Annotated in this window: 25 protein-coding genes; 13 read left to right on the top strand and 12 right to left on the bottom strand. The window is 67.8% G+C overall.

The window, feature by feature from the left end; translation table 11 throughout:
• Positions 1–19: 19 nt before the first annotated feature.
• The 5 genes from BUR99_RS20405 to BUR99_RS05890 all read left to right on the top strand — a co-directional run bounded on the left by BUR99_RS20405 (position 20) and on the right by BUR99_RS05890 (position 3,731).
• Complete coding sequence (locus BUR99_RS20405; RefSeq protein WP_074259514.1) at positions 20–1,162, top strand: 3-oxoacyl-[acyl-carrier-protein] synthase III C-terminal domain-containing protein; 1,143 nt, start codon at positions 20–22, stop codon at positions 1,160–1,162.
• Complete coding sequence (locus BUR99_RS20400) at positions 1,159–1,860, top strand: iron-containing redox enzyme family protein (RefSeq protein ID WP_074259334.1); 702 nt, start codon at positions 1,159–1,161, stop codon at positions 1,858–1,860. The genes BUR99_RS20405 and BUR99_RS20400 overlap by 4 nt, the downstream gene beginning before the upstream one ends.
• A gap of 1 nt (position 1,861) precedes the next feature.
• Entirely contained in the window at positions 1,862–2,713 is an 852-nt protein-coding gene (locus BUR99_RS05900) for a DUF6999 family protein (RefSeq protein WP_074259333.1), read from the top strand.
• A gap of 1 nt (position 2,714) precedes the next feature.
• Positions 2,715–3,092: a DMP19 family protein gene (locus BUR99_RS05895; protein ID WP_074259332.1), complete on the top strand. Its 378-nt coding sequence runs from the start codon at positions 2,715–2,717 to the stop codon at positions 3,090–3,092.
• A 78-nt stretch (positions 3,093–3,170) separates the two neighbouring features.
• A complete protein-coding gene (locus BUR99_RS05890; protein WP_074259331.1) occupies positions 3,171–3,731 on the top strand; it encodes a dihydrofolate reductase family protein in 561 nt (186 codons plus the stop codon).
• Here BUR99_RS05890 and BUR99_RS05885 read toward each other — a convergent pair.
• The 3 genes from BUR99_RS05885 to BUR99_RS05875 are packed head-to-tail and all read right to left on the bottom strand — an operon-like array spanning position 3,728 to position 6,181.
• Positions 3,728–4,402, bottom strand: a complete 675-nt coding sequence (locus BUR99_RS05885; RefSeq protein WP_074259330.1) for a VanZ family protein — start codon at positions 4,400–4,402, stop codon at positions 3,728–3,730. The two genes, BUR99_RS05890 and BUR99_RS05885, sit on opposite strands and share 4 nt — an antisense overlap.
• The gene (locus tag BUR99_RS05880) at positions 4,399–5,475 is read right to left on the bottom strand and encodes a sensor histidine kinase (RefSeq protein WP_327077884.1); all 1,077 of its coding nucleotides are present in this window, start codon (positions 5,473–5,475) and stop codon (positions 4,399–4,401) included. The genes BUR99_RS05885 and BUR99_RS05880 overlap by 4 nt, the downstream gene beginning before the upstream one ends.
• 10 nt (positions 5,476–5,485) lie before the next feature.
• A complete protein-coding gene (locus BUR99_RS05875) occupies positions 5,486–6,181 on the bottom strand; it encodes a response regulator transcription factor (protein WP_074259328.1) in 696 nt (231 codons plus the stop codon).
• An 87-nt stretch (positions 6,182–6,268) separates the two neighbouring features.
• On the opposite strand from BUR99_RS05875, the gene BUR99_RS05870 reads away from it, so the two are divergent.
• Complete coding sequence (locus BUR99_RS05870) at positions 6,269–6,913, top strand: M15 family metallopeptidase (protein WP_074259327.1); 645 nt, start codon at positions 6,269–6,271, stop codon at positions 6,911–6,913.
• A 7-nt stretch (positions 6,914–6,920) separates the two neighbouring features.
• Here BUR99_RS05870 and BUR99_RS05865 read toward each other — a convergent pair whose 3' ends face one another.
• On the bottom strand, positions 6,921–8,276 hold the full coding sequence (locus BUR99_RS05865; protein ID WP_074259326.1) for a flavin monoamine oxidase family protein: 1,356 nt from the start codon (positions 8,274–8,276) through the stop codon (positions 6,921–6,923).
• Between the two features lie 88 nt (positions 8,277–8,364).
• Here BUR99_RS05865 and BUR99_RS05860 point away from each other — a divergent pair, with 88 nt between their 5' ends.
• From BUR99_RS05860 to BUR99_RS05845, 4 genes are read left to right on the top strand one after another with little or no spacing between them, the layout of a single operon-like run.
• On the top strand, positions 8,365–8,622 hold the full coding sequence (locus BUR99_RS05860; protein WP_200802671.1) for a hypothetical protein: 258 nt from the start codon (positions 8,365–8,367) through the stop codon (positions 8,620–8,622).
• A complete protein-coding gene (locus BUR99_RS05855) occupies positions 8,622–9,161 on the top strand; it encodes an Imm21 family immunity protein (RefSeq protein WP_074259324.1) in 540 nt (179 codons plus the stop codon). Before BUR99_RS05860 ends, BUR99_RS05855 begins: the two co-directional genes overlap by 1 nt.
• Before the next feature lie 13 nt (positions 9,162–9,174).
• A complete protein-coding gene (locus BUR99_RS05850) occupies positions 9,175–9,627 on the top strand; it encodes a hypothetical protein (protein ID WP_074259323.1) in 453 nt (150 codons plus the stop codon).
• Between the two features lie 24 nt (positions 9,628–9,651).
• Positions 9,652–10,305 (top strand): leucine-rich repeat domain-containing protein, encoded by a 654-nt coding sequence (locus tag BUR99_RS05845; RefSeq protein WP_074259322.1) that lies wholly within the window; start codon positions 9,652–9,654, stop codon positions 10,303–10,305.
• 67 nt (positions 10,306–10,372) lie between these two features.
• Here BUR99_RS05845 and BUR99_RS05840 read toward each other — a convergent pair whose 3' ends face one another.
• Positions 10,373–10,948 carry a TetR/AcrR family transcriptional regulator gene (locus BUR99_RS05840; RefSeq protein ID WP_074259321.1) on the bottom strand — a complete coding sequence of 192 codons (576 nt, stop codon included), beginning with the start codon at positions 10,946–10,948 and terminating at the stop codon, positions 10,373–10,375.
• Positions 10,949–11,054: 106 nt separating this feature from the next.
• Here BUR99_RS05840 and BUR99_RS05835 point away from each other — a divergent pair, with 106 nt between their 5' ends.
• Positions 11,055–11,441: a DUF1304 domain-containing protein gene (locus BUR99_RS05835; protein ID WP_074259320.1), complete on the top strand. Its 387-nt coding sequence runs from the start codon at positions 11,055–11,057 to the stop codon at positions 11,439–11,441.
• Between the two features lie 69 nt (positions 11,442–11,510).
• A complete protein-coding gene (locus BUR99_RS05830; protein ID WP_074259319.1) occupies positions 11,511–12,542 on the top strand; it encodes an NADP-dependent oxidoreductase in 1,032 nt (343 codons plus the stop codon).
• Positions 12,543–12,579: 37 nt separating this feature from the next.
• On the opposite strand, the gene BUR99_RS05825 is transcribed toward BUR99_RS05830, so the two are convergent.
• Both BUR99_RS05825 and BUR99_RS05820 read right to left on the bottom strand, forming a co-directional pair.
• Entirely contained in the window at positions 12,580–13,272 is a 693-nt protein-coding gene (locus BUR99_RS05825) for a DUF4386 domain-containing protein (protein ID WP_074259318.1), read from the bottom strand.
• 97 nt (positions 13,273–13,369) lie between these two features.
• Positions 13,370–14,545 carry an aminotransferase-like domain-containing protein gene (locus tag BUR99_RS05820; protein ID WP_074259317.1) on the bottom strand — a complete coding sequence of 392 codons (1,176 nt, stop codon included), beginning with the start codon at positions 14,543–14,545 and terminating at the stop codon, positions 13,370–13,372.
• Positions 14,546–14,673: 128 nt separating this feature from the next.
• On the opposite strand from BUR99_RS05820, the gene BUR99_RS05815 reads away from it, so the two are divergent.
• Positions 14,674–15,318: a TetR/AcrR family transcriptional regulator gene (locus tag BUR99_RS05815; protein ID WP_074259316.1), complete on the top strand. Its 645-nt coding sequence runs from the start codon at positions 14,674–14,676 to the stop codon at positions 15,316–15,318.
• On the opposite strand, the gene BUR99_RS05810 is transcribed toward BUR99_RS05815, so the two are convergent.
• The 5 genes from BUR99_RS05810 to BUR99_RS05790 are packed head-to-tail and all read right to left on the bottom strand — an operon-like array spanning position 15,265 to position 20,997.
• Positions 15,265–16,374, bottom strand: coding sequence for a hypothetical protein (locus tag BUR99_RS05810; protein WP_074259315.1), 1,110 nt, complete (start codon positions 16,372–16,374; stop codon positions 15,265–15,267). The genes BUR99_RS05815 and BUR99_RS05810 overlap by 54 nt on opposite strands.
• A 56-nt stretch (positions 16,375–16,430) precedes the next feature.
• Positions 16,431–17,336: a carbohydrate ABC transporter permease gene (locus BUR99_RS05805; RefSeq protein WP_234980763.1), complete on the bottom strand. Its 906-nt coding sequence runs from the start codon at positions 17,334–17,336 to the stop codon at positions 16,431–16,433.
• Positions 17,337–17,341: 5 nt separating this feature from the next.
• A complete protein-coding gene (locus BUR99_RS05800; RefSeq protein ID WP_200802670.1) occupies positions 17,342–18,397 on the bottom strand; it encodes a carbohydrate ABC transporter permease in 1,056 nt (351 codons plus the stop codon).
• Between the two features lie 21 nt (positions 18,398–18,418).
• Entirely contained in the window at positions 18,419–19,654 is a 1,236-nt protein-coding gene (locus tag BUR99_RS05795; protein WP_074259313.1) for an extracellular solute-binding protein, read from the bottom strand.
• A 50-nt stretch (positions 19,655–19,704) separates the two neighbouring features.
• Positions 19,705–20,997: a hypothetical protein gene (locus tag BUR99_RS05790; RefSeq protein WP_074259312.1), complete on the bottom strand. Its 1,293-nt coding sequence runs from the start codon at positions 20,995–20,997 to the stop codon at positions 19,705–19,707.
• Positions 20,998–21,037 lie beyond the last annotated feature (40 nt).

Raw genomic sequence — 21,037 nt, 5'->3', positions numbered from 1 at the left:
GTGCCCTATGGTCGTCTCCATGGGTTCGACAGCGACGGCGTATCTCACGGGTTTCGGCCGGTATCTTCCGGGAGAACCCGTCGACAACGACGGCATCGCATCGCGGCTCGGTGGCGACGATCCGGTCACCGAGCGGATCCGTCGTCGCATCCTCGACGCGAACGGCATCCGGCAGCGGCACTACGCACTCGACGAACACGGCGAACCCACCGAGCTCAATGAGGAGCTTGCCGTCAAGGCGCTCCGCGCGGCCTTCGACGACCGGGGCATCGACGCGGCCGACGTGCGAATGCTGGCCTGCGCGACGACGATGGGCGACGTGCTCGTGCCGGGCTTCGCATCGATGGTGCACGGGCGCCTCGGCGGTGGTCCGATGCAGCTGCTGTCGGCGTCGGGCGTCTGCGCGTCCGGACTCGCTGCGCTCGACGCGGCCGTCAGCAAGGTCAGGCTCGGCGACCATCCGCTCGTCGCGGTCGTGGGTTCCGAACTGTCCAGTCGCAGCCTGCGGCAGCGCCGCTTCGACGACATCCGTGCCGGCATGGACTCCCATTTCCTCCGCTGGATGCTCTCCGACGGCGCCGGCGCCGTCGTCGTCGAGTTCCAGCCGCACCCGAGCAAGCCGTCGCTGCGCGTCGACTGGGTGCGCCAGGTCTCGCTCGCGCATGAGCACGACGTGTGCATGCGGGCGGGCATGGACGGCATCGAGCCCGGCGTCGGCCACACCTGGCAGGATGTCGGCGTCGCCGAAGCCGAGGCAGGCGGCATGTTCGTGCTGCGGCAGGATGTCACGGTGCTCGACGAGCTCGCCGAGGCAGGAATCGAGCAGTTCGAGCAACTCGTCGACATCGGCCTCGTCGATGTGCATCATCTCGACCATGTGGTCTGCCACTACAGCACGAACGCGTTCCGCGATGCGGCGTTCGACGGGTTGCGCCGGCGCATCCCGTCACTCGACACCGAGAAGTGGTACTCGAACCTCGAGACCCGCGGCAACACCGGTTCGGCGAGCATCTTCATCGCCCTCGAGGAGGCCTGGAGCACCGGGCGCTTCCGCCCCGGGGAGACGATCCTGCTCGCCGTGCCCGAGTCGGGCCGATTCTCGTTCGCCTTCGCCCACCTCACCGTGGTCGCCCCACCCGATCAGCAAGGAGCACCGACATGACGACCGACACGACGACCGCCCCCACCGGCATGCCGTCCACCGACGAGGGCACGCTCTTCGAGCGGCTCGCCGAGGTGTGGGTCGAGCTCGAGGAGCACCTCGCGCGCGTGCCGGTGCTCATCCGCCTCGACGACGGCACGGTCACGATCGACGACTACCGGCGGCTGCTCTTCAACCTCCGACAGCAGGTCGTCGACGGGTCGCCGTGGATCTCACGTGCCGCATCGAACTTCGATATCGAGCACTTCGAGCTGCGTGCTGCGGCGATCCGCCACGCCGAGGAGGAGCACCGCGACTACCTCATGCTCGAACGCGACTACGTCGCGATCGGCGGCTCGCTCGCCGAACTGCGCGCCGGCCGCAAGAACATCGGCTCCGAAGCACTCTCGGGCTACATGTTCCACTACGCGGATCAGCCGAACCCGGTGGGCCTGCTCGGCGCGATGTTCATCATCGAAGGACTCGGCGCGAGGCGTGCCGCAGGGTGGGCCGGCAGGTTCCAGGAGGTGCTCGGGTTGGCAGACAGCCAGGTGCACTTCATGCAGTACCACCAGGAGGCCGACAGCGAGCACACCGGCGCTCTCGAGGCCATCCTCACCTCCGAGATGATCGATGACGCCGCGGCCGACGAGATCGTGCGCTGTGCACAGGTGGTCGCCCGGCTCTACGCACTGCAGCTGGAAGAACTGGACAGCTGAGATGACCGAGTCCGTGCGATCCGACCCGAGCATGTGGGAGGCGGTGGCGGTGGACCCCGCCGTGCCACTCGACCGAGCGGTCGTGCGGAAGATCATCGACGATCAGCGGCGCCTCTCGCGACGCTGGCTCTACCCGATCGCGCGGCCACTGTCGCGCATCCTGGTCGCCCTCATCTCGATCGTCAAGCGCGTGCTGCCGTTCCGCTGGATGCCGCTGACGACGATGGATCGACTGTGCATCTGGTATCTGAGGCGGTTCGTCTCACCCGACGCCGTCGAGCTGCTCATCCGGCACTTCGTCATCGAGACGAACCTCGTGAACTTCGTGCTCCGCAACACGGATGCCTCGATCCCACCGGTCACGCTGCGCCCGGTGAGTCTCGCCGAGCTCGGCGACCACGCGGTCGTCGAGCACGACGTCAATGTCTACGACGTGCTCATCGCCATCGACGGTGCACCGCTGGAGCCTCAGGAGCACCTCGACTTCGCGGAGCTCGACATCCCGCCGATCGATGCCGAACGGCGACGTCGCCGCCTGCTGCGACTCGACATCCAGACCGCGCTGTGCTTCATGAACATCCCGTTCTCCATGGCGCTCACGATGGAGGAGTACCGCCGGGCCGTGCACTCGATGCGCTTCGACGACTCGTTCCTCGAGATCCTCGCGGTGCTCTGCGACGACGACACGTTCCGCCACTGGAAGGTCGGCGAGCTGAGCCTCTGGATGGATTCCAACGTCGACGTGCCGCGCATGGTCTACCGGCACGCGCTCGTCTGCGAATACGCGCACGCGCACCTCGTCAAACTGGCCGGGGGAGCGTATCCGCGCCAGACCAGCGTGGAGTTCGACTGACATGTGGACCGGGTACTCGGCATTCGGTGAAGCAGATCGTTCCGGTCTTCCGGTCGGGCAGCAGCGCCTGTACGCAGTCCTCGATCTGAGGCAGGAAGTGAACTCGGGCGGATTCGACTCCTACTTCCGGTACTGGGGCGGCGACACGGCTGAGATCGCGCTGGACGCGCTGCCGGGACTGCTCGGCGACGAGTGGGCAGGGCTGCTGCGCGACGCGATGAGCCTGATGGGGACTCCGTATCCGCGCGCGTCGGACGATCGCGCTGCGATGCTCGACGCGGGAGACTTCGACGACGCGTTCGCAGCACTCGACGACCGGCTGTATCGACTCGAGGCCGTCGACGACGTCGACGGGAGACTCACCGCTCACTCGTACTGACGGTCGGCTTGGCGGGTACCTTCCCGAAGAGTCGGTCGGGTCGTATCGTCGAACTCGTCACACAGAGGAGGAATTCCGATGCGCAAGGTGACGTACTCGATGAGTGCCTCGCTCGACGGCTACATCGTCGGGCCCGACGGCGGGTTCGACTGGAGCGTCCCCGATGAGGACGTGTTCCGACTCTCCTTCGACGAGATACGAGGTGTCGGCGTCCACCTGATGGGTCGCAAGCTGTACGAGACGATGCTGTACTGGGAGACCGTCGATCCGGGCGACCTCGACGACTCGGAGCGCGAGTGGACCACGCTCTGGAACCCGCTCCCGAAGGTGGTGTTCTCCACGACGCTCACGGAGGTGCAGGGCAACTCACGTCTGGCTACTGGCAGCGTCGCGGAGGAGATCGAGCGGCTGCGAGCCGAGCCGGGAGACGGTGAGATCGCCATCGGCGGGGCGACCCTCGCCGCCGAGGTCGCCGCCCTCGGGCTGATCGACGAATACCGGGTCAGGGTCTATCCGGTGCTGGTCGGGGGTGGTATCCCGTTCTTCGAACAGCAGGAACGCCATGTGGATCTCGAGCTCCTCGAGAGTCGCGCATTCGACTCGGGGGTCGTCTACCTGCGGCATCGCGTCGTGCGCTAACACTGCAGGTCGCGCACCTCACGATCGATCCGCTCGCCGTCACCGCTGCGCATCCCAGGACCCGTTCCCTGTGAGCCCGGCATGGAGACCAAGACATCCCGCTGGGGCGCGAAGCTCACTGGCGACGCGATGAACGCTGCGGTCGCGATCAGGGCGAGCACCGTCAGGCCCGAACAGAATCGCGTCATGGCCGTGCCGGTTCGCTCGCCCAGCCGGCGGCGCACAACGGCGAGGAGGATGAGCCCGATCAGGCCGCCCGCGGTGTTGGTGATCAGATCGGTGACATCGGAACTGCCGACGGACAGTGCGTACTGGGCGACCTCGAGCGCGAGGCTCGCCCCGGCGATCGCGCAAGCGGCCTTCCACCACGGCCACGTCGGCGCGAGCAGACCGAGGTAGAGGCCGAATGGGATGAAGAGCACGATGTTCGCTATGACCTCGGATGGTGCGCTCGCCCCGTTGCAGTCGTCGGAGACGAACGGGACGAGCTTCACCTGGCCCAGCCCGCCGATGCCGATGTAGGGCACCTCGAGCTTCCACATGACGACCCAGACGAGCAGCGCGAGATACAGCGCGAAGAGCCCGGGCAGCAGGATGCCTCGACCTGCGCGCCTCGGCGCGCCTCGGGCGCTCGTCGGGCGCGGGGAACGGGGGAGCTGCTCGACGCTCACGGGGCGGAGCCCGACGGCATCGCGGGCAGCCGCACCGTCACGCGCATCCCGCCCTCGGGCCGGGCGACGATGGTGAGCGTGCCGTCGTGCGCCTGGGTGATGCTCTTGACGATCGCGAGGCCGAGCCCCACGCCGCCGTGGTCGCCGCGAATGCGTTCGGTGCCCCGTTGGAACGGTTCGGTGAGCGTGGTGATCAGCTGCGACGGCAGCTCGTCGCCGGTGTTCTCGACCGTGAGGGCGGCGAACCCGCCCTCGACGGACGTCGTGACCTTCGCGGTGCCGTGCTCGAGGAGGTTGTGCACGATGGCGTTGTGCAAAAGGTTGGTGGTCAACTGCAGCAGCAGCGCGCGGGAGCCGAGCGTGAGCGCGATGTCTCCGGATGTCTCGACCACGACGCTGCGCCGCTCGGCGATCGGCAGCAGCGTCTCGACGGCCTCCTCGGCGAGGAGCGAGAGGTCGACGGCCGTTCGGGTGAACGACCGCTGATCGGCCCGGCTGAGCAGGAGCAGTGCCTCGGTGAGGTCGATCGCCCGGGAGTTCACCGCGCTGAGACGGTCGATGAGTGCGGGGCTGACGTGATCGGGATCGCTGCGCGCGACCTCGAGCATGGTCTGCGTGATCGCGAGCGGGGTGCGCAGCTCGTGGGAGGCGTTGGCCGCGAATCGCTGCTGTTCGGCGACATGCGCCTCGAGCCGTGCGAGCATCGCGTCGAAGCTGTCGGCGAGTTCGCGGAACTCGTCGTTCCGGCCCTCCAAGTCGATGCGGTACGAGAGGGACCCGTCGGCCGCCTTGCGCGTGGCCTCCGTGATGCGATCCAGCGGCACCAGCATGCGGCCCGCGAGGAACCAGCCCCCGACCAGCCCGACGACCAGCAGGAACAGCAGCACCACGGTCACCACCGGACCGAATGCCCGGATGAGATCGCCCTGGCCGGGCACGAAACCGCCGATCGTCTGGACCGCATGAGTGGGCACGTAGCGCAGGATGTACAGCCATACCGCGGCCAACAGCAGCACGCTCGCGACCATCAGGAAGCCCGCGTAGCTGAGGGTCAGCTTGAGTCGGACGCTCATTCCCGGAGCCCTACTCATGCCGACCGGCCTCGCCCTGAGCGGCCGGCCCGATGTCGATGCGGTAGCCGACGCCAGGTACCGTGGCGATGACCCAAGGCTCGCCGAGTCGTTTCCGCAACGCCGAGACGGTGATGCGCACGGCGTTCGTGAAGGGGTCGGCGTTCTCGTCCCACGCCCGCTCCAACAGCTCTTCGGCGCTGATCACACCGCCCTCCGCGGCGACGAGGACCTCGAGCACGGCGAACTGCTTCCGTGTCAACGCGACGTATCGGCCGTCGCGGTAGACCTCGCGTCGGAATGGGTCGAGGCGCAGCCCGGCGATCTCGCGCACCGGCGGGCGGTTGTGCGCACGCCGGCGATCGAGCGCACGAAGCCTGAGCACGAGCTCCTGGAGTTCGAACGGCTTGGTCAGGTAGTCGTCAGCGCCGAGGCCGAACCCGGACGCCTTGTCGTCGAGGCGATCGGCGGCCGTCAACATCAGGATCGGCATGCCGCTGCCCGAGGCGACGATGCGCTCGGCGATCTCGTCGCCGGACGGGCCCGGGATGTCGCGGTCGAGCACGGCGATGTCGTAGGAGTTGATGCTCAACAGCTCGAGCGCGGTGTCCCCGTCGCCGGCGATGTCTGCCGCGATCGCCTCCAGGCGCAGACCATCGCGAATGGCCTCCGCCATGAACGGTTCGTCCTCGACCACCAGTACACGCATGCTGGCAATGCTAGGAGGCGCCGCATATCGCCGGCGTATCCGAAACCGGATACGGGCGGGCAACACGGGGCTGCGTTGACTGGCGGCATGAGTCACCATGCAACATCTCGCATTCGGTACCGCAGGATCCTCTGGGCTGCTGTGGTCCTCATCGCGATCGTCGTCGCGGTCACGATGATGGTCGGATCCCTCGCCAGATCGTTGGCCGCGACATCCGCCGGCCCAGCTGACACGCAGCCGCAGGGTGGCGTGGCGATGGCCGCTGCCGACGGGGCCGTCACCGAGGCCGACGGGGCGATGCCCGCCGGGGTGTCCGCCTTCGATGAGCAGCATCCCGGGATCGTCAACCTCGACCCCGACCTGCTGCAGGCCCTGCGCGATGCGGCGTCGGATGCGCGCGAGGACGGGATCGAGTTCGTCGTCAACAGCGGCTGGCGCTCGCCGGAGTACCAGGAGCAACTCCTCCGCGATGCCGTGGCCGACTACGGGTCCGAGCAGGAGGCCGCTCGATGGGTCGCGACCGCGGAGACCTCCGCTCACGTCGCCGGAGGCGCAGTGGACGTCGGGTCCTATGACGCGACCGACTGGCTGGCGGAACACGGCGCCCGATACGGACTGTGTCCGATCTACGACAACGAGCCGTGGCACTTCGAACTGCACCCGGAGGCGATCGATGAAGGTTGCCCGGCGAAGTACTTCGATCCCACGGAGGATCCGAGGATGCAGCAGTGACCGTCGGTCAGTCGGCCCACACCTCGTCGATCGGGATCCCGCGCCCGAGGATGTTCGATGCCGCCCGGTGCCCGGAGTACAGTGCCGCGGGCACTGTCGCCGGGTCGTCCGTCCAGGTCGCCTCGCCGGCGAGGTGGAGGACACCGCCGACGGGAGTCGCGAGATCGTCGTGGTCGGCCGTCGTGGAGCCGAGCGTCATGTAGGCGTACGAGCCGCGGGCGAACGGGTCGTCCTGCCACGCCGTGACATGCACCGTGCTCGGCCGGGTCACGCGCTCGCCGTAGAGCCTGCGCAGCTGCGCGAGCACGGACTCGACGACCCGCTCCTGGTCCCAGTCGCGCGTCGCCCGGGCTGCGGGCCCCGCGGCGAAGGTCAGGAGCGTGGGCGTGCCGTGCAGATCGGTGAGGTCGTACCAGGAGTGCCACCAGCGGCTCTCGGGCCCCTGCTGACGGATGGCGTAGACCTCGTCGTCCCAGAACTTCGTCGGGAACCGCAGGAAGACCTTCTCGAACGCGTTCATCTCGAGCCGGCCGAGTGCGCCCGCCACGGCGTCGGGCAGCGGCGGCTCGACGACGAACTCGGGCGACTGCAGCACGCCCACCGGCACCGTCACCACGGCGGTGTCGGCGCTGAACGCACCCTGGTCGGTCGTGACGACGACCCCGTCGGCCGACCACTGCACGAGGGAGACGATGTGCTCGAGGCGGACGTCGAGTCCGGCGGCGAGGCGCGCGGGGAGCCGGTCGTACCCGTCGGGGAACACGACCTCGACACCGTCGATGGAGTCGTCGTCGAGGCCGTGCGCGGCGAGATCCTCGATCCACGCCCCGTACTGCTCCTCGGCCCGGTGCTCGAGGAACTCGCGCACGCGCTGGACGCGCTCGACATCCCAGGCCTGCGCTGCAAGTGCCGCCTCGGTCACGTCGCGGTACGAGGCATCCGGTTCGGATGCCGCCACCACTCCGGCGAGCGCGGCGTCCACGGCGCGGATGTCGTCGGCGAAACGCCGAGCCGCGGCATCCGAGAGCCGCACGCCGTCGGGGTCGAAGTACGCGATGGGGCGGCTGTCGGGCTGGTACCCGCCGACCGTGAACTCGACCATCGGCATGCCGTACGCTTCGGCCGCCGCGGCGACCGGGCTGTCGGTGACGCCGTGGATCCACGAGGCGCCGAGGTCGGTGACGAGTCCGTCGCCGCGATCGGTCCAGACCCTGCCGCCCACGCGGTCGCGGGCCTCGAGCACCACGACCCGCCGGCCTGCCTTCGCCAGCAGCCGAGCGGCGGTGAGTCCCGCCACCCCCGCACCGATCACGATCGTGTCGACCTGGTCTCTCACCGATTCTCCTTCGAGCGGATGCCGCATACCTCCGACGCTATCGGTCGACGACGTCGCGCGTGACATGCGATCGACGTCTGGCATGTCCCCAGGTGAGGATGGAGGCATGGACTTCATGGAGATCCGCTTCGACCGGCAGCTCCCGGTGGATCGGGACGATGTCGAGGACGAGCTGAACGAGGCGCTGGACGGCATCGGCGAGGTGAGCGGCGCCGGATCCGGCGCATTCGGGGCGCACCTCGACGTCGACATCGATCCCGCGGCAGACCGCGACGAGGTGGTGAGACGAGTGCTGGACGTCCTCGTCGGACTCGGGCTGACGGGGTTGGCACGGATCCGCCCGGGCGACGGCACGGAGTGGATCGACGCCTGATGACCGACGAGGCGAACGTCGCATGGGTCGGAACGGGAGGCGGGCCGCTGATCGCCGTGCCCGAGTCGGTGCTCGAAGCCTGGACCGGGGCGGTCGATGAGGACGAGGATCTCGACGACGACGACGTCGAAGAGGAAGCCGGCGACTACGGGCGAGCCTGCGCGGTCACCGGGTATGCCGGGGTGATCGACGTCGGCGGTGCGTCCGTCCTCGTGCTCGGCGACGACCCGGCCCCCACGACGTTCGTCGCGGAGCACTCCCTGTTCCTCCGCAGGCTGGCCGCCGACAGCGAGGGAGCCGCGGTGGGTGCACTCGCGCGGGCGATGGAGGTTGCGAGGTGGGAGGAAGCGACGCCCTGGGAGGTATCGGGCCCCGTCGTGGTCTTCGACTCCGCCTACTCGGCGGTGGATCTCGGCAGCACCTCGTCGCTGCGCGTCGATCTCGCGCCCGGCCGCTACCGGGTGGACTCCGCCTCCGTCGAGCCCGACGACGACACCTGGCTCCTGCTGGTCAGGCTGTCTCCCGTGGCGTCGGTGTGACAGGGTGAAACGCATGATCATCGACGTTGTTCCCTCCGAAGGCGTGGGCCCGGTCCGAATCGGCATGACCATGGAGGAGGCGGAGCGTGCGCTCGCCACCATCGACGGGCACGATCCGCAGTCTGGGTTGCCGGCTCTCTACGACAGCGGCATGTCCATCGGACTCGAACCCGTACCCGGTGGAACGGTGGGCGCGATCGAGGTATCCCGTCCCTACGGCCCGGTGCGCGTCGAGTACCGCGGCATCGACCTGCTGGGCACGCCGGCCGCGCGAGTCGTGGAGCAGCTCTCCGAGCTCACGGAGCTCGAGGAGGACGAGGGCGGTCGCAGCTACACGGCTCCCGCGCTCCTGCTGTCGCTGTGGCGACCGTTCGTCGACGACGAGAACCCTGACGAAGAGCAGGGACACTACTTCCAGTCGGTTCTGGTCGCGCCGCCGGGCTACTACGACGGACCGAATGACTGAGCACCGACGGCGGGGGCTGCCCGGATGACGGCCGCCCGGCGATCTCCTGCCCGTGCTGCTGCTCAGTGGCGTTCTGACGATGTGGTGTGGCTGGATCATGTCCGGCTCCAGCCCGCAGATGCCGAGTGGCTCTCCGAGGTTCGGCGCCTGACGCTCTGGGCGGTGAAGGTCCCGCCGGGCCTCCTGGCAGCGCTGCCTCGACTGCAGTGGCTGGACATTCGCGGGGGCTCGGGGGTATCGATCGAGGTGGTCGACGAGTGCGCGAATCTGACGTACCTCGCCGTGAACCAGATACGCGGAGTGCATGATCTCTCCGCCCTCGGCCGTCAATCGAACCTTCGGTTGTTGAGCCTCTACGGGCTGCCGCAGGTGCATGAGCTTCCCTCGCTGGCCGAACTCGTGCACCTGCGACGCGTCGAGATCGGTTCGATGAAGGGGCTCTCCGGTTTGGGGCCGGTTCTCGAGGCTCCGTTCCTCGAGGAGGTGCTGCTCATGAAGGCCGTGGGCCTGTCGGACACGGACCCTGAAGCGATCGCGGCGCATCCGTCGATGCGGGCGTTCGAGTGGTCAGCTCTGGGCGGTGTGCCGGATGCCACGTGGGTGCCGGTGATGGATCGAGTGGGGCTGCCGTCGGCCACGGTCATGCACGCGTCGGACTGGTTCGATCGGAATCCGTGATCTGCCCGCCCCTCGGCCGCGGCCTGCGTCGGATCGGGCGATCGCAGGCCAGCGGCAGGGAGCGCGTTCAGTCGACGAGCCGCCGCGCAGCGTCGAGGCTGCCGAGCGCCGCGTCGGCGTCGACACGGGTGAGCGCGAACGTCGCGACGAGGAGGGCCGTGCAGGTCTCGGCGAGCCGATCGACCTCGTCGGCCGGTCGTCCGGGGTGTCTGGCCTCGATACCGTTGCGGACCGCTGCCTGCAGTTCGGCTCGATAGGCGGCGACCGACTCGCGCACGGCGTCGTCGTGGGCGATCGGCCCGCCGGCGGCGTTGATCAGCAGGCAGCCGTTCTCGGCGGTGAAGGAGTCGGCCAGTTCGAGTGCCGCACGCAGGCCGGAGAAGTACTCGACGATCGCATCGGGGGAGACCTGCGCGACCGTGAGCGGTCGCAGTCTCGGGCGGACGACCTCGTCGAGGTAGCTGCTCACTGCGGCGTCGAAGAGGCCGCGCTTGCTGTCGAAGGCGTTGTAGATGCTCGACCGCTTGAGCCCGGTCGCGGCTTCGAGGTCGGGAATCGAGGCGTCTTCGTACCCGTGCTGCCAGAAGACGGTGCGAGCGGCACGAACGACCTCTGCGGTGTCGAACGTCTGCTGGCGACCCATGTGCCGACTCCCTTTTTGTGTAACGGTCAGTCCAGTATATATTAGAACGGTCGGTACAAAATACGACCGTCAATGAACGCGCCCACCGGGCAGCAGGGAAACACAAATGGTCATCGCAGCACTCGTGCTCGCGGGCGTCGCAGCGCTCATCCACGTCTACATCTTCTCCCTGGAGTCGATCGCCTGGACGGGAGAGCGCGCCCGATCCACGTTCGGATTCACCGCGGACGAGGCGGCCACGATGAAGCTCCTCGCGTTCAACCAGGGGTTCTACAACCTGTTCCTCGCGATCGTCACGATCGCTGGCATCGTCTTCCTCGCAGCGGGGGCGGCATCGATCGGCGCGACCCTCGTCTTCGTCGGCGTCGGCTCCATGACGGCCGCCGCACTCGTGCTGCTCCTCTCCGCGCCGACGAAGCGCGCGGCGGCCCTCAAGCAGGGCACCGTGCCGCTGCTCGCCGTGATCGCGCTCGTCATCGGCCTGTCGATCTGACCGCGCACCGCGCCATCCGCTCACCCCTCAATCGAATCGGCTCCTGCAGCCGAGAAAGCGAAGCAAACCTTGTCGAACACCACCAGCACGCACATCCAGCTCATCGCCCGCCCCGAGGGATGGCCGACCCCGGCCGACTTCCGCGTCGCCACCGTCGCATACGGTGATCTGCAGCCCGGACAGATCCGCGTGCGGAACGAGTTCGTCTCGGTCGACCCGTACATGCGCGGTCGCATGAACGACGTGCGCAGCTACGTTGCGCCGTACGTACTCGGCGAGACCATCGCCGGTGGAGCGATCGGCCGAGTCGTGGCATCAGAGGCTGCAGCAATCCCCGTCGGCAGCGTCGTGCTGCACCAGCACGGCTGGTCCGACATCGTGCAGCACGACGCGACGACCTTCCGCGTCGTGCCAGAGCTCCCGGGAGTGCCGCTGTCGCTGTACCTCGGCACCCTCGGTATGACGGGCCTGACGGGCTACGTCGGCCTCACCGCGATCGCGGGCATGAAGCCGGGCGACACCGTCTTCATCTCGGGAGCCGCCGGTGCCGTCGGCACCGCCGCCGGGCAGATCGCGAAGCTCCTCGGAGCGGGCCGGGTCATCGGTTCGGCCGGCTCAGCCGAGAAGGTGCGCCTGTTGACCGAGAAGTACGGCTACGACGCCGCGTTCAACTACAAGGATGCCCCGGTGCGCGAGCAGCTCGCCGAGCTCGCCCCCGACGGGATCGACGTGTTCTTCGACAACGTCGGCGGCGACCACCTCGAGGCGGCCCTCGATGTCATGAACGACGGAGGCAGGATCGCCCTGTGCGGAGCGATCACGAGCTACAACACCACGGAGAAGGCGGTCGGCCCCGACAACCTGGCGAACATCATCACGCGGGGGCTGTCGGTCACGGGGTTCACCCTCGCGGCGTACCTCCACCTCGCGCCCGAGTTCAACGCCAAGATGACCGGATGGTTCTCGGAGGGCCGCATCGCCTACGACGAGACCATCGTCGACGGCATCGGCAACACCGTCGACGCGTTCCTCGACATGATGCGGGGCGCCAACACCGGCAAGATGCTCGTTCGCGTGGGCGGCGGTTCGGCGCAGAGTTGAGCCGAGCGAGCCCGACCTTCGGGCTCGCTCACACCCGTCAGAGCAAGAGGGCGACCCCGGTCACGGCGAGCCAGAGCGACCAGGCGATGTACGTGAACGGGGTGAGCACTGCGGCGAGTCTCCAGCCGTGCGGTTCGAACGGGCCGACGAACTCGAGCGAGCACACCGTGAGGACGGCGCCGATCACGATGCCGGCGATGCCGATGACCGGGTGCACCGCGTGGCTCTGCAGCAGAGCCACGCCCGACAGGATGCTCCAGAGACCGGTCAGGAGGAATCCCAAGTGCTCTCCGACGGCGACGCCGAGATATCGGTTGAACGACTGGAAGGCGACGTCGATCGCCGCACGCCGCGCGTCGGACGCGTCGGGCTCGGCATCGGCACGTGCCAGGTACGGCACGAGGAACGGCCACCGGATGAGACCGAGGAACTGCACGATCGCTGCGAGCACGCCGGCCGTGGCACCGGCCGCGAGAAGCGCAGGATCGGCGCCGTCCAGCCGAAATGCGAGCAGCACCGCGAGTGGCGCGAAGAGCACAGCCGTCAGTGCGAACCCCCACCAGAGGAGCACGAGGCTGGATCCGCCCGCGCGGAAGCGCGCGAGGATCTCCCGTGTCGGTCGGCGAAGGATGTCGGGGTAGTCGAAGATCTTCGCGAGAGCGGCGAACGCGAGGTTGAACGCGATCGGCAGCACGATCAGAAGAGTGCTCACGAGCTGCGACGTCGTCATCGATGCGCTCCCTCCGTGCGAACACCCTCAGTATGGTCCGGATGCCTCGCGTCCGCCCCGGTGCAGCGTCCGCCCGGTCACCGCGACCGAGTCGCGGTCAGCCGAACGATCGCTCCAGGCGGCTGAGTCCCTCGCGGATCGTGGCCGGTTCGTAGGTCGTGAACGAGAGGCGCAACGTCGCGGGATCGGGGCGCTCCGCGTAGAACGGCGCCCCGGGTACATAGGCGACCGACTGCCCGATCGCCGCCGAGAGGTGGCGAGTGCTGTCGTGCCCGGTCGGCAAAGTCACCCACACGAACATGCCGCCGTGCGGGGTGCTCCATGTGCTGCCCGTCGGGAGCGTCTGCGGCAGGGCGGCGAGCATCGCATCGCGGCGCTCGCCGTAGGCGGCGCGGATCCGCTCGAGCGAGGTCTCGAGTCCGCCGCCGGTCACGTAGTGCGCCGCGGCGGCCTGGTCGACGGTCGACGTGTGCAGGTCCGCGGCCTGCTTCGTCACGACGACGGTGGAGTGGATGTCGGTGCGGGTCCGGATCCAGCCGAGCCGGAGACCCGGGGCGAGCACCTTCGAGAAGCTGCCGACCGTGATGACGTGCTCGTTGGCGAAGCAGGCCAGATAGGGCAGCGGATCGCCCGAATAGCGCAGTTCTCGGTACGGCTCGTCTTCGATGATGCGGAACCCGTGCCGGGAGGCGAGTGCAGCGAGACCCTCGCGCGTCGTGATGCCGAGGCTGGTGCCGGTGGGGTTCTGGAACGTCGGCACCGTGTACATGAGCTTCGGGCGGTGCTGCTCGGCCAAGCGGTCCAGCGCGTCGAGGTCGATGCCGTCGGCGGTCGTGGGCACGCCGACGACTCGAGCCCCGGCGAGCGTGAAGGCCTGGAGTGCGGCGAGATAGCTCGGGCGCTCGACGAACACCGTGTCACCCGGGTCGAGCAATGACATCGCCAGCAGGCTGAGCGCCTGTTGCGAACCGGTCGTGACGAGGATCTCGTCGCGCGTCGTCGGCAGGCCCTGGGAGGTGTAGCGATCAGCGATGAACTCCCGAAGCGCCGGGTTGCCTTCGCTGGTCGAGTACTGCAGCCCGCCGGGTTGCCGCAGTGCCGCGTCGAAGGAGCGTCGGAGCCCGTCGAGGTCGAAGTGCTCGGGAGCCGGAAGGCCGCCGGCGAACGAGATGACGTCGGGGTTCTCGGTGAGCGCGAGGAGATCGCGCACCGGCGACCGCGTCGTGCCGCCGGAACGCTGCGACGGGCGGGGGAGTGCGGCTGAAACGGGCATGAGCACCTAACCGGCAGAGTGGGGGAACATCGGGATCTGGTGGCCGTCTCGATCGTGTCCCCGGCCGGGCGAGGCCGCCATCGTGGTCGGATGGAGTGCTCGTAGCTTTACGGTACAGAATGTATCGTATGGCGGCAACGGTGTTGGGGCGACCACGGCACGAGAGCATCGACCGGGCGATCCTCGACGCGGCGGCGCGGATCATCGAGGTCGAGAACTATCGGGCGCTCACCATCGGGCGGGTGGCGCAGGACGCCGCGACCACGCGTGCCGCCGTGTATCGGCGGTTCCGCACGACGGCCGAGCTCGCGATCGCGGTGCTGGGCGATCGCTTCGGCACCGATCCGGGCGTCGACACCGGCGATCTCGAAACCGATCTGCGGATGATCCAGCAGCATCGCCTCGAGCTGTTCACTCATCCCCTCATCGTGCGCGGGCTCCCGGGGTTGATCGACGACCTCTCGCTGCAGCCAGAAGCCGCCCGGCACTTCTCCGCTGACTTCCTCGGCCCTCGGCGCACGGCCACGACACGTGCCGTGCAGCGTGCGATGGATCGCGGGGCCGTCGATGCATCCGTCGACGTGGAGTGGATCAGCGATCTCCTGACCGGCCCGCTCCTGATGCGAGCGCTGCTTCCCGGCCTGCAGACGATCGACACGGCGCTGATCGAGCACACCATCAGCGCCGCCATGACCGAACTGGGCCGTCGGACGACGGGTTCAGGTGACGATGTCCTCGATGATCGAGGCCACGCCGATGAGGAACACCAATAGCCCGGCGACGATCCAGAGCCACTCGACTCGAGGCGTGAGACGCCTGCCCTGCTTCGCGACGCCGGGTGGTGGACGGTGGATCACCGGAGCCTCGCCGATGGCCTGCGTCACGTGAGTGGCGCCGAGCCGCTCGTCGCGCCAGCGCTCCCATCGCACCACCTGCTCGATCAGCGCATCGACGACGGAGAACAGCCAGCGCCATGTCGCCGGATCGAGGGTCGACAGGTCCTTGCGCGAGTACAGGAACAGGTGATCGTCGACGATCTCGACGTCGAGTTCCGCCACCGAGTCGATGAATCCGGCCATCACCTCGGGCGTGAACAGGGAGAGCGCGTCGGTCTCGTACCCGTCGGGGCAGTAGAGCTCGAAGTACTGGTCGAAATCGCCTTCGAGACGCAGCCTCTGGCTGCGCGCGAACTCGACGGGCAGGTTCCGGCGACCGAGCGCATTGTTGCCCTTCGCGTCGAGCACGATGTGCGGCAGCGACACCGGCAGCCGGACCGCGACGTATCCCCACCTGTGGCGTTCTCGGCTCTTGCCCTCGCCCGTCGTGGAGCGATGGTTGGCGATCGAGACCGGATGTCTCCCGCCCCGCGCCAGCACGTCGGAGGCGAGAGCCGTGCCGCTCGGCGTGAAGATCATTCCCGGCAGCGCGGGGCCCGGCTGCACCGGTGCATACGTCATGCCGTTCGCCGCAGCGAACCGGTGGAGACGGTACTGGCGCCGACCGGTGCGCCGGACGAGCGCGCGGACGACGAGCACCGCCGACACCGCGACGAACCCGAGATACGGCAGGAGCAGGAACCATGCGGCGAAGCCTTCGCCCGGGTCGGAGGGGGACAGCAGATCATCACCGAGCAACGACGTCCAGAAGACGAGCAGCACGAGGGCCGCCACGAGCAGCAGGCCGGTCGGCCAGAAGATCGCAGCGACGTTCGGCCGGATCGAGGGCGGCAAGCGATTCCGGAAGGCCGTCAGTGCTGCCCGGTCGATGCGCTCCTCGAGCGCCGTCGTGTCCAGGCGCGTCGCCGTGGACGCCGTCCCGCGCTCAACCATGGGTGCATTCTGTCGTCTCGGGCCGTCTCGGGCGGGCGGGAGCGCCGGGGCATCCGCTATTTGGTGCCCGTGAACGAGATTCCGCCGACGATGTGCTTCTGGGCGAAGAAGAACACGAGGATGCAGGGCAGGACGACGACGATCGAAGTCGCCATCAGCAGGCTCGTGTCGGTGCTGTTCGCATTCGAGAAGCCGGCGAGCGCCAGCGGGAACGTCTTCCACCGCTCCGTGTTCACGTAGATCGCCGGCGCCAGGAAGTTGTTCCATGAGGTCATGAACTGCAGCACGGCGGCGGCGACGATGATGGGCTGCGACAGCGGCAGGTAGATCGACCACCAGGTGCGGAACCAGCCCGCGCCATCGATCATGGCCGCGTCGGCGAGCGACTGCGGAAGTCGGAGATAGAACTGCCGGAACAAGAATATGAAGAAGGGCGAGCCGAACGCGGCCGGCAGGATGATCGGGTACAGCGAGTCCATCATGTCGAGTTCCCGGAAGAGGATGAACTGAGGCACGAGGGTCACCTCGCCGGGCAGGAGCATCGTCGCGAGTACGATGGCGAAGATGATGCCCGAGCCCGGAGCGGGGATGCGCGCGAAGGCGAAGCCGACCGCCGAGGAGGCGAGCACCGTGAAGAGCACCGGTAGCAGCGTCGCCAACAACGTGTTGCCGAGGTACTGCCAGAACGGGAATGACGAGAGCCCGTCGAGGTAATTGGACCACTCCCACTGCACGGGCCAGATCGTGATGCCGCCCTCGGCGACGCCCTGTCGGGTGCGGAGAGAGGTCGCGATCATCCAGAGAAATGGATATGCGAAGAGGAACGATCCGCCGACGAGCACGACGAACGCGATCGCCTTCGACGCCGGGCTCGCTTCGGTGGGACCGCCGCGCCGGCGCCTCGAACGCCGTGCTTCGGGTTCCTTCGATGCGATCGTGGTCTCGAGGATCTCATCGGGCATCGTGGTCACTTGCGCGCCCGCTTTCTCGCCTTGGCGTTGGTCGATTCGTAGTAGACCCAGAACGCGCTGCCTCGGAACACCAGCACCGTGATGAGCAGGATCATGACGAGCAGGATCCACGCGAGCGCAGACGCGTAGCCCATCTGGAAGAACTTGAATGCGTTGTTGTAGAGGTACAGCACGAAGAACAGCAGTGAGTCGTTGGGTCCGCCGCCCGACTGCGTGACGATGTACCCCTGCGTGAACGTCTGCATCGCTGCGATGAGACCGGTGATCGCGCCGAAGAAGATCACAGGGCTCATCTGCGGCAGCGTGATGTGCCAGAACCGGCGCATCGTGCTCGCGCCGTCGAGATGAGCCGCTTCGTACAGCTCGGTCGGAACGTCCTGCAGCCCGGCGAGATAGATCACCATGTTGCCGCCGACGGTCCAGAGGCTCATGATCACGACCGCCGGAAGCGCCCAGTTCGGGTCGGCGAACCAAGCCGGGCCGTCGATGCCCAGCACCGCGAGCACACCGTTGATGAGGCCGTAGTTGGGGTTGAACACCCAGAGGAAGAGCACGACGAGTGCGACGCCCGTGACGAGGCTCGGGAGGTACCAGACCGTGCGGAACACGTTGATGCCCGCGACTCGGAGGTTGAGGAGCAGTGCCACCGCGAGCGAGATGATCACCCCGAGCGGCACGCTCACCACGGCGTACGTCAGCGTCACCTGGATGGCTCGGTAGACCTTCGGGTCCTGCGCCGCCCTCACGTAGTTGTCGCCGCCCACGAACACGGGGTCGGAGATCAGGTCCCAGCTGTAGAACGAGAGCACCAACGAGTAGACCATCGGGCCCACGGTGAAGAAGAGGAATCCGAACACCCACGGCGAGATGAAGCACCAGAAGGCGGCGGTGGATCGTGCGACCCACCGCCGCCGAACGGCGATCCAGAGCGGAACGAGGAACACCGCGTACACGCACAGGAGGATGACGAGGAACGCGCCGATCGGGCGCAGCCCCTCAGGAAGCCCGACGGCGCCGAGCGCCTCCTCGATGGACGTGACGATGTCGTTCACGGATTTCGCTCCTCGCCCTGACTATTCGCCGTCGAGGATCGACTGGCACGTCTCGTTGAACTCGGCGAGCACGACGGCGGGGTCCTCGGATCCCGACCCCAGCGCGGTCCGCGAGTAGATCGCGTCGTCGAACTCGGCGCGGATCTGCGGATCCTTCGCCACGGCCGCCGAGATCGTCGACTGGTCGGTACCGACGATGAAGGCGTTGAGGTTCAACTCGGGCGCAGCGGCGAGGAAGCTGTCGATCGACTCCTCGACGACCGGAACGCCGAGCGAGGACTCGGCCGACGTCAGCAGGTCCTGCGCCTCGGGCGCGGTGCTCACGAACTCGGCGAAGGTGAGCGCCGCCTCGAGCTCGGCGCCGCTCGCGTCGGCGGAGATGCCGAGGCCGTTGATCTCCATCGGAGCGCCGCCGCCCGGCACCGGCACGAGTTCGATGTCCGCATCGTCCAACGCAGCGAGCTTGGCGATGTCCCAGGGGCCGAAGTCCGGCTGCATCGCCAGGCGCCCGATGCTGAGCCAGTCGAACATGTCCTGTCCTTCGGCGTCGAGCTGCGTCGGGGCGTATCCGTCTGGCGCCTGCGCGTCGATGATGAAGTCGGCGGTGTCAGCGGCGACGGGCTCATCGAGCAGGCAGCTGGTGCCGTCTGCGCTGTAGAACGAGCCGCCCATGGCGTTGAGCCATCCGTTGTACCAGAGGCGAGCGGAACCATAGATCTTGTCGGGCGCTGCTCCCTCGGTCAGCTTCTCGGCCGTCGCCGCGAACTCGTCCGTCGTCATCGGCGCGTCGGCGGCCGGGCGTTCGAGGCCCTTCGCATCGAAGAGGGCACCGTTGACGGCCATCACCTTGGGCTTGGCCACGAAGGGAATCGCCTTGTACTCACCGTCATACTTCATGCTGGCCGCGAAGTTCTCGGAGTAGTAGTCGGAGGGGTCGACTTCGACGGTCTGGTACGCGGCGGCGAAGCCGGGAAGCGAGGTATTCGACATCTGCGAGATCGTGGGTGCCTGCCCGCCCGCGATGGACGTCTGCAGTTTCTGCTCGTAGTCGCTCTGGATCCAGTTGAGCTCGACGTCGATGTCGGGATGTTCGTCCTCGAATGCCGCGACCATGGCCTTGAGCGTGGCCGCCTCCTGGTTGTTCCCCCAGTGGGCGAACGTGATGTTCGTGGTGCCGCTGGAATCCTCGGCGGCGCATCCGGTGGCGGCGACGGCAATCGTCGCGATGCAGGCCAGCGCCAGTGCTGATCTCTTCATGTCTTCCTCGACTCTCGGTTCATGTGTGCAGGGATGGTGCTGCGGGACGATCAGGTCCCGACACTCGCGGTCTCGCCGGGCGAGACGATTCGTTCGTGCACGTCGTGAGCAACTCGCGCCCGCCAGACGAGCGGAGCGGTGCCGCCGTGCACCGTGAGGGTCGAGCGCGTGCCGCCCTCGTGACGGATGTCGAGCCGATGATCCCGGTACGGCACGCCCCGTGCTTCGACATCGCCGTCGGGCAAGTGCGACCGCGTCTCGAGTACGCGCGGCGCGACGGCTCGGAGCCCGGTCAGCCCGCCGAGCAGGTGGGCGATGACCGAGAACGAGACCTCGGGGTAGTCGTCGCGCGAGTCGATCAGGTGACGGATCCACCTGATCGCCTCGGCATCGCGCCCGTAGGCGAAGAACGCTTCGGGAAGGTAGGTGAATGCCTCGATGTTCGGCGGAGGCGTCTCACGGAGGTTCGCGGCGACGAAGTCCAGATGACGCTGCGCGCGATCCGGAGCCATGAGCGACTTGACCGCGGGGAACCATGACGGCTCGAAGGCGAATTCGTGCGATGCCCCGCGGGCGGTGAACCCGGTGGCGTAGTGGCCCCGCGCCGAGTCCCACCACGAGTCCTCGAAGCGGGCCTGGATGTGCTCGGCTTCGCGCAACGCTGCGAGGCCGAGCGCTGAGCCATCGAACACGGTCGCGGCGCGGGCCAGTGCGGCCCACTGCGAGGCGATGCCGTCGCCGGCCACGCGCAGCCCCGGCCCTTTCGGGCCCTCGTTGTACGTCGCGGTTCCGGTGAAGATGTCACGGGTGCCGGATGCCCCTGCGATTCTCCAGCCGAACGGATCGTGCAATTCGGTGAACCGGGTCAGGGTGTTCTCATAGAAGGCCTGCATGGCCGGGTCGTCGAGGTATCGATCGTCGCCCGTCCACAGGTACATGTCGAGCGAACGCTCGACGAGTTCGAAGACCACGGGGGTCTCACGGACGAACCTGCGATCCGTCCGGTAGTCGATGCGGGCGGGCCGGCCGTCGAAGTGGAAGGACCAGAGCGGGAAGTACCGGCGCGCGGGCGTCGCCGAGGCGGCGAAGTGGCGCAGCATCGTGAAGTTCTCTTCATCGAGTCCGATGAAGTGCGCCCCGAGCGCCTGATGGGCGACGTCTCGGGAGTAGAACATCGGCCGATCGGTCAGCCCCGCCCAATACGACGGGAGCACGCCCGGGCGATCGGACTGTACCCAGTTCAGTGCGCGTTGCACCGCCCATTCGTACCCTTCGGCGAACCCGTCGATCGAGGAACTGAAGGTCGGTGCGAGTGCAGCGAGGGAAGGGGGCGTCGATGCCATGCAGTGAAACTAGCATCTACTGTGACATTGCTGCAAGAAC

It is taken from the genome of Agromyces cerinus subsp. cerinus (genome assembly GCF_900142065.1).
GTDB lineage: Bacteria > Actinomycetota > Actinomycetes > Actinomycetales > Microbacteriaceae > Agromyces > Agromyces cerinus.
Note: the sequence above shows the minus strand (reverse complement) of the source record. Positions and strands in the feature narration are given on the sequence as shown.

Coding starts and splice junctions, on each gene's coding strand:
- BUR99_RS20405 (WP_074259514.1), top strand. CDS start 20: ATGGGTTCGACAGCGACGGCGTATCTCACGGGTTTCGGCCGGTATCTT.
- BUR99_RS20400 (WP_074259334.1), top strand. CDS start 1,159: ATGACGACCGACACGACGACCGCCCCCACCGGCATGCCGTCCACCGAC.
- BUR99_RS05900 (WP_074259333.1), top strand. CDS start 1,862: ATGACCGAGTCCGTGCGATCCGACCCGAGCATGTGGGAGGCGGTGGCG.
- BUR99_RS05895 (WP_074259332.1), top strand. CDS start 2,715: ATGTGGACCGGGTACTCGGCATTCGGTGAAGCAGATCGTTCCGGTCTT.
- BUR99_RS05890 (WP_074259331.1), top strand. CDS start 3,171: ATGCGCAAGGTGACGTACTCGATGAGTGCCTCGCTCGACGGCTACATC.
- BUR99_RS05880 (WP_327077884.1), bottom strand. CDS start 5,475: ATGAGCGTCCGACTCAAGCTGACCCTCAGCTACGCGGGCTTCCTGATG.
- BUR99_RS05875 (WP_074259328.1), bottom strand. CDS start 6,181: ATGCGTGTACTGGTGGTCGAGGACGAACCGTTCATGGCGGAGGCCATT.
- BUR99_RS05870 (WP_074259327.1), top strand. CDS start 6,269: ATGAGTCACCATGCAACATCTCGCATTCGGTACCGCAGGATCCTCTGG.
- BUR99_RS05865 (WP_074259326.1), bottom strand. CDS start 8,276: ATGCGGCATCCGCTCGAAGGAGAATCGGTGAGAGACCAGGTCGACACG.
- BUR99_RS05860 (WP_200802671.1), top strand. CDS start 8,365: ATGGAGATCCGCTTCGACCGGCAGCTCCCGGTGGATCGGGACGATGTC.
- BUR99_RS05855 (WP_074259324.1), top strand. CDS start 8,622: ATGACCGACGAGGCGAACGTCGCATGGGTCGGAACGGGAGGCGGGCCG.
- BUR99_RS05850 (WP_074259323.1), top strand. CDS start 9,175: ATGATCATCGACGTTGTTCCCTCCGAAGGCGTGGGCCCGGTCCGAATC.
- BUR99_RS05845 (WP_074259322.1), top strand. CDS start 9,652: ATGACGGCCGCCCGGCGATCTCCTGCCCGTGCTGCTGCTCAGTGGCGT.
- BUR99_RS05840 (WP_074259321.1), bottom strand. CDS start 10,948: ATGGGTCGCCAGCAGACGTTCGACACCGCAGAGGTCGTTCGTGCCGCT.
- BUR99_RS05835 (WP_074259320.1), top strand. CDS start 11,055: ATGGTCATCGCAGCACTCGTGCTCGCGGGCGTCGCAGCGCTCATCCAC.
- BUR99_RS05825 (WP_074259318.1), bottom strand. CDS start 13,272: ATGACGACGTCGCAGCTCGTGAGCACTCTTCTGATCGTGCTGCCGATC.
- BUR99_RS05820 (WP_074259317.1), bottom strand. CDS start 14,545: ATGCCCGTTTCAGCCGCACTCCCCCGCCCGTCGCAGCGTTCCGGCGGC.
- BUR99_RS05815 (WP_074259316.1), top strand. CDS start 14,674: ATGGCGGCAACGGTGTTGGGGCGACCACGGCACGAGAGCATCGACCGG.
- BUR99_RS05810 (WP_074259315.1), bottom strand. CDS start 16,374: ATGGTTGAGCGCGGGACGGCGTCCACGGCGACGCGCCTGGACACGACG.
- BUR99_RS05805 (WP_234980763.1), bottom strand. CDS start 17,336: ATGCCCGATGAGATCCTCGAGACCACGATCGCATCGAAGGAACCCGAA.
- BUR99_RS05795 (WP_074259313.1), bottom strand. CDS start 19,654: ATGAAGAGATCAGCACTGGCGCTGGCCTGCATCGCGACGATTGCCGTC.
- BUR99_RS05790 (WP_074259312.1), bottom strand. CDS start 20,997: ATGGCATCGACGCCCCCTTCCCTCGCTGCACTCGCACCGACCTTCAGT.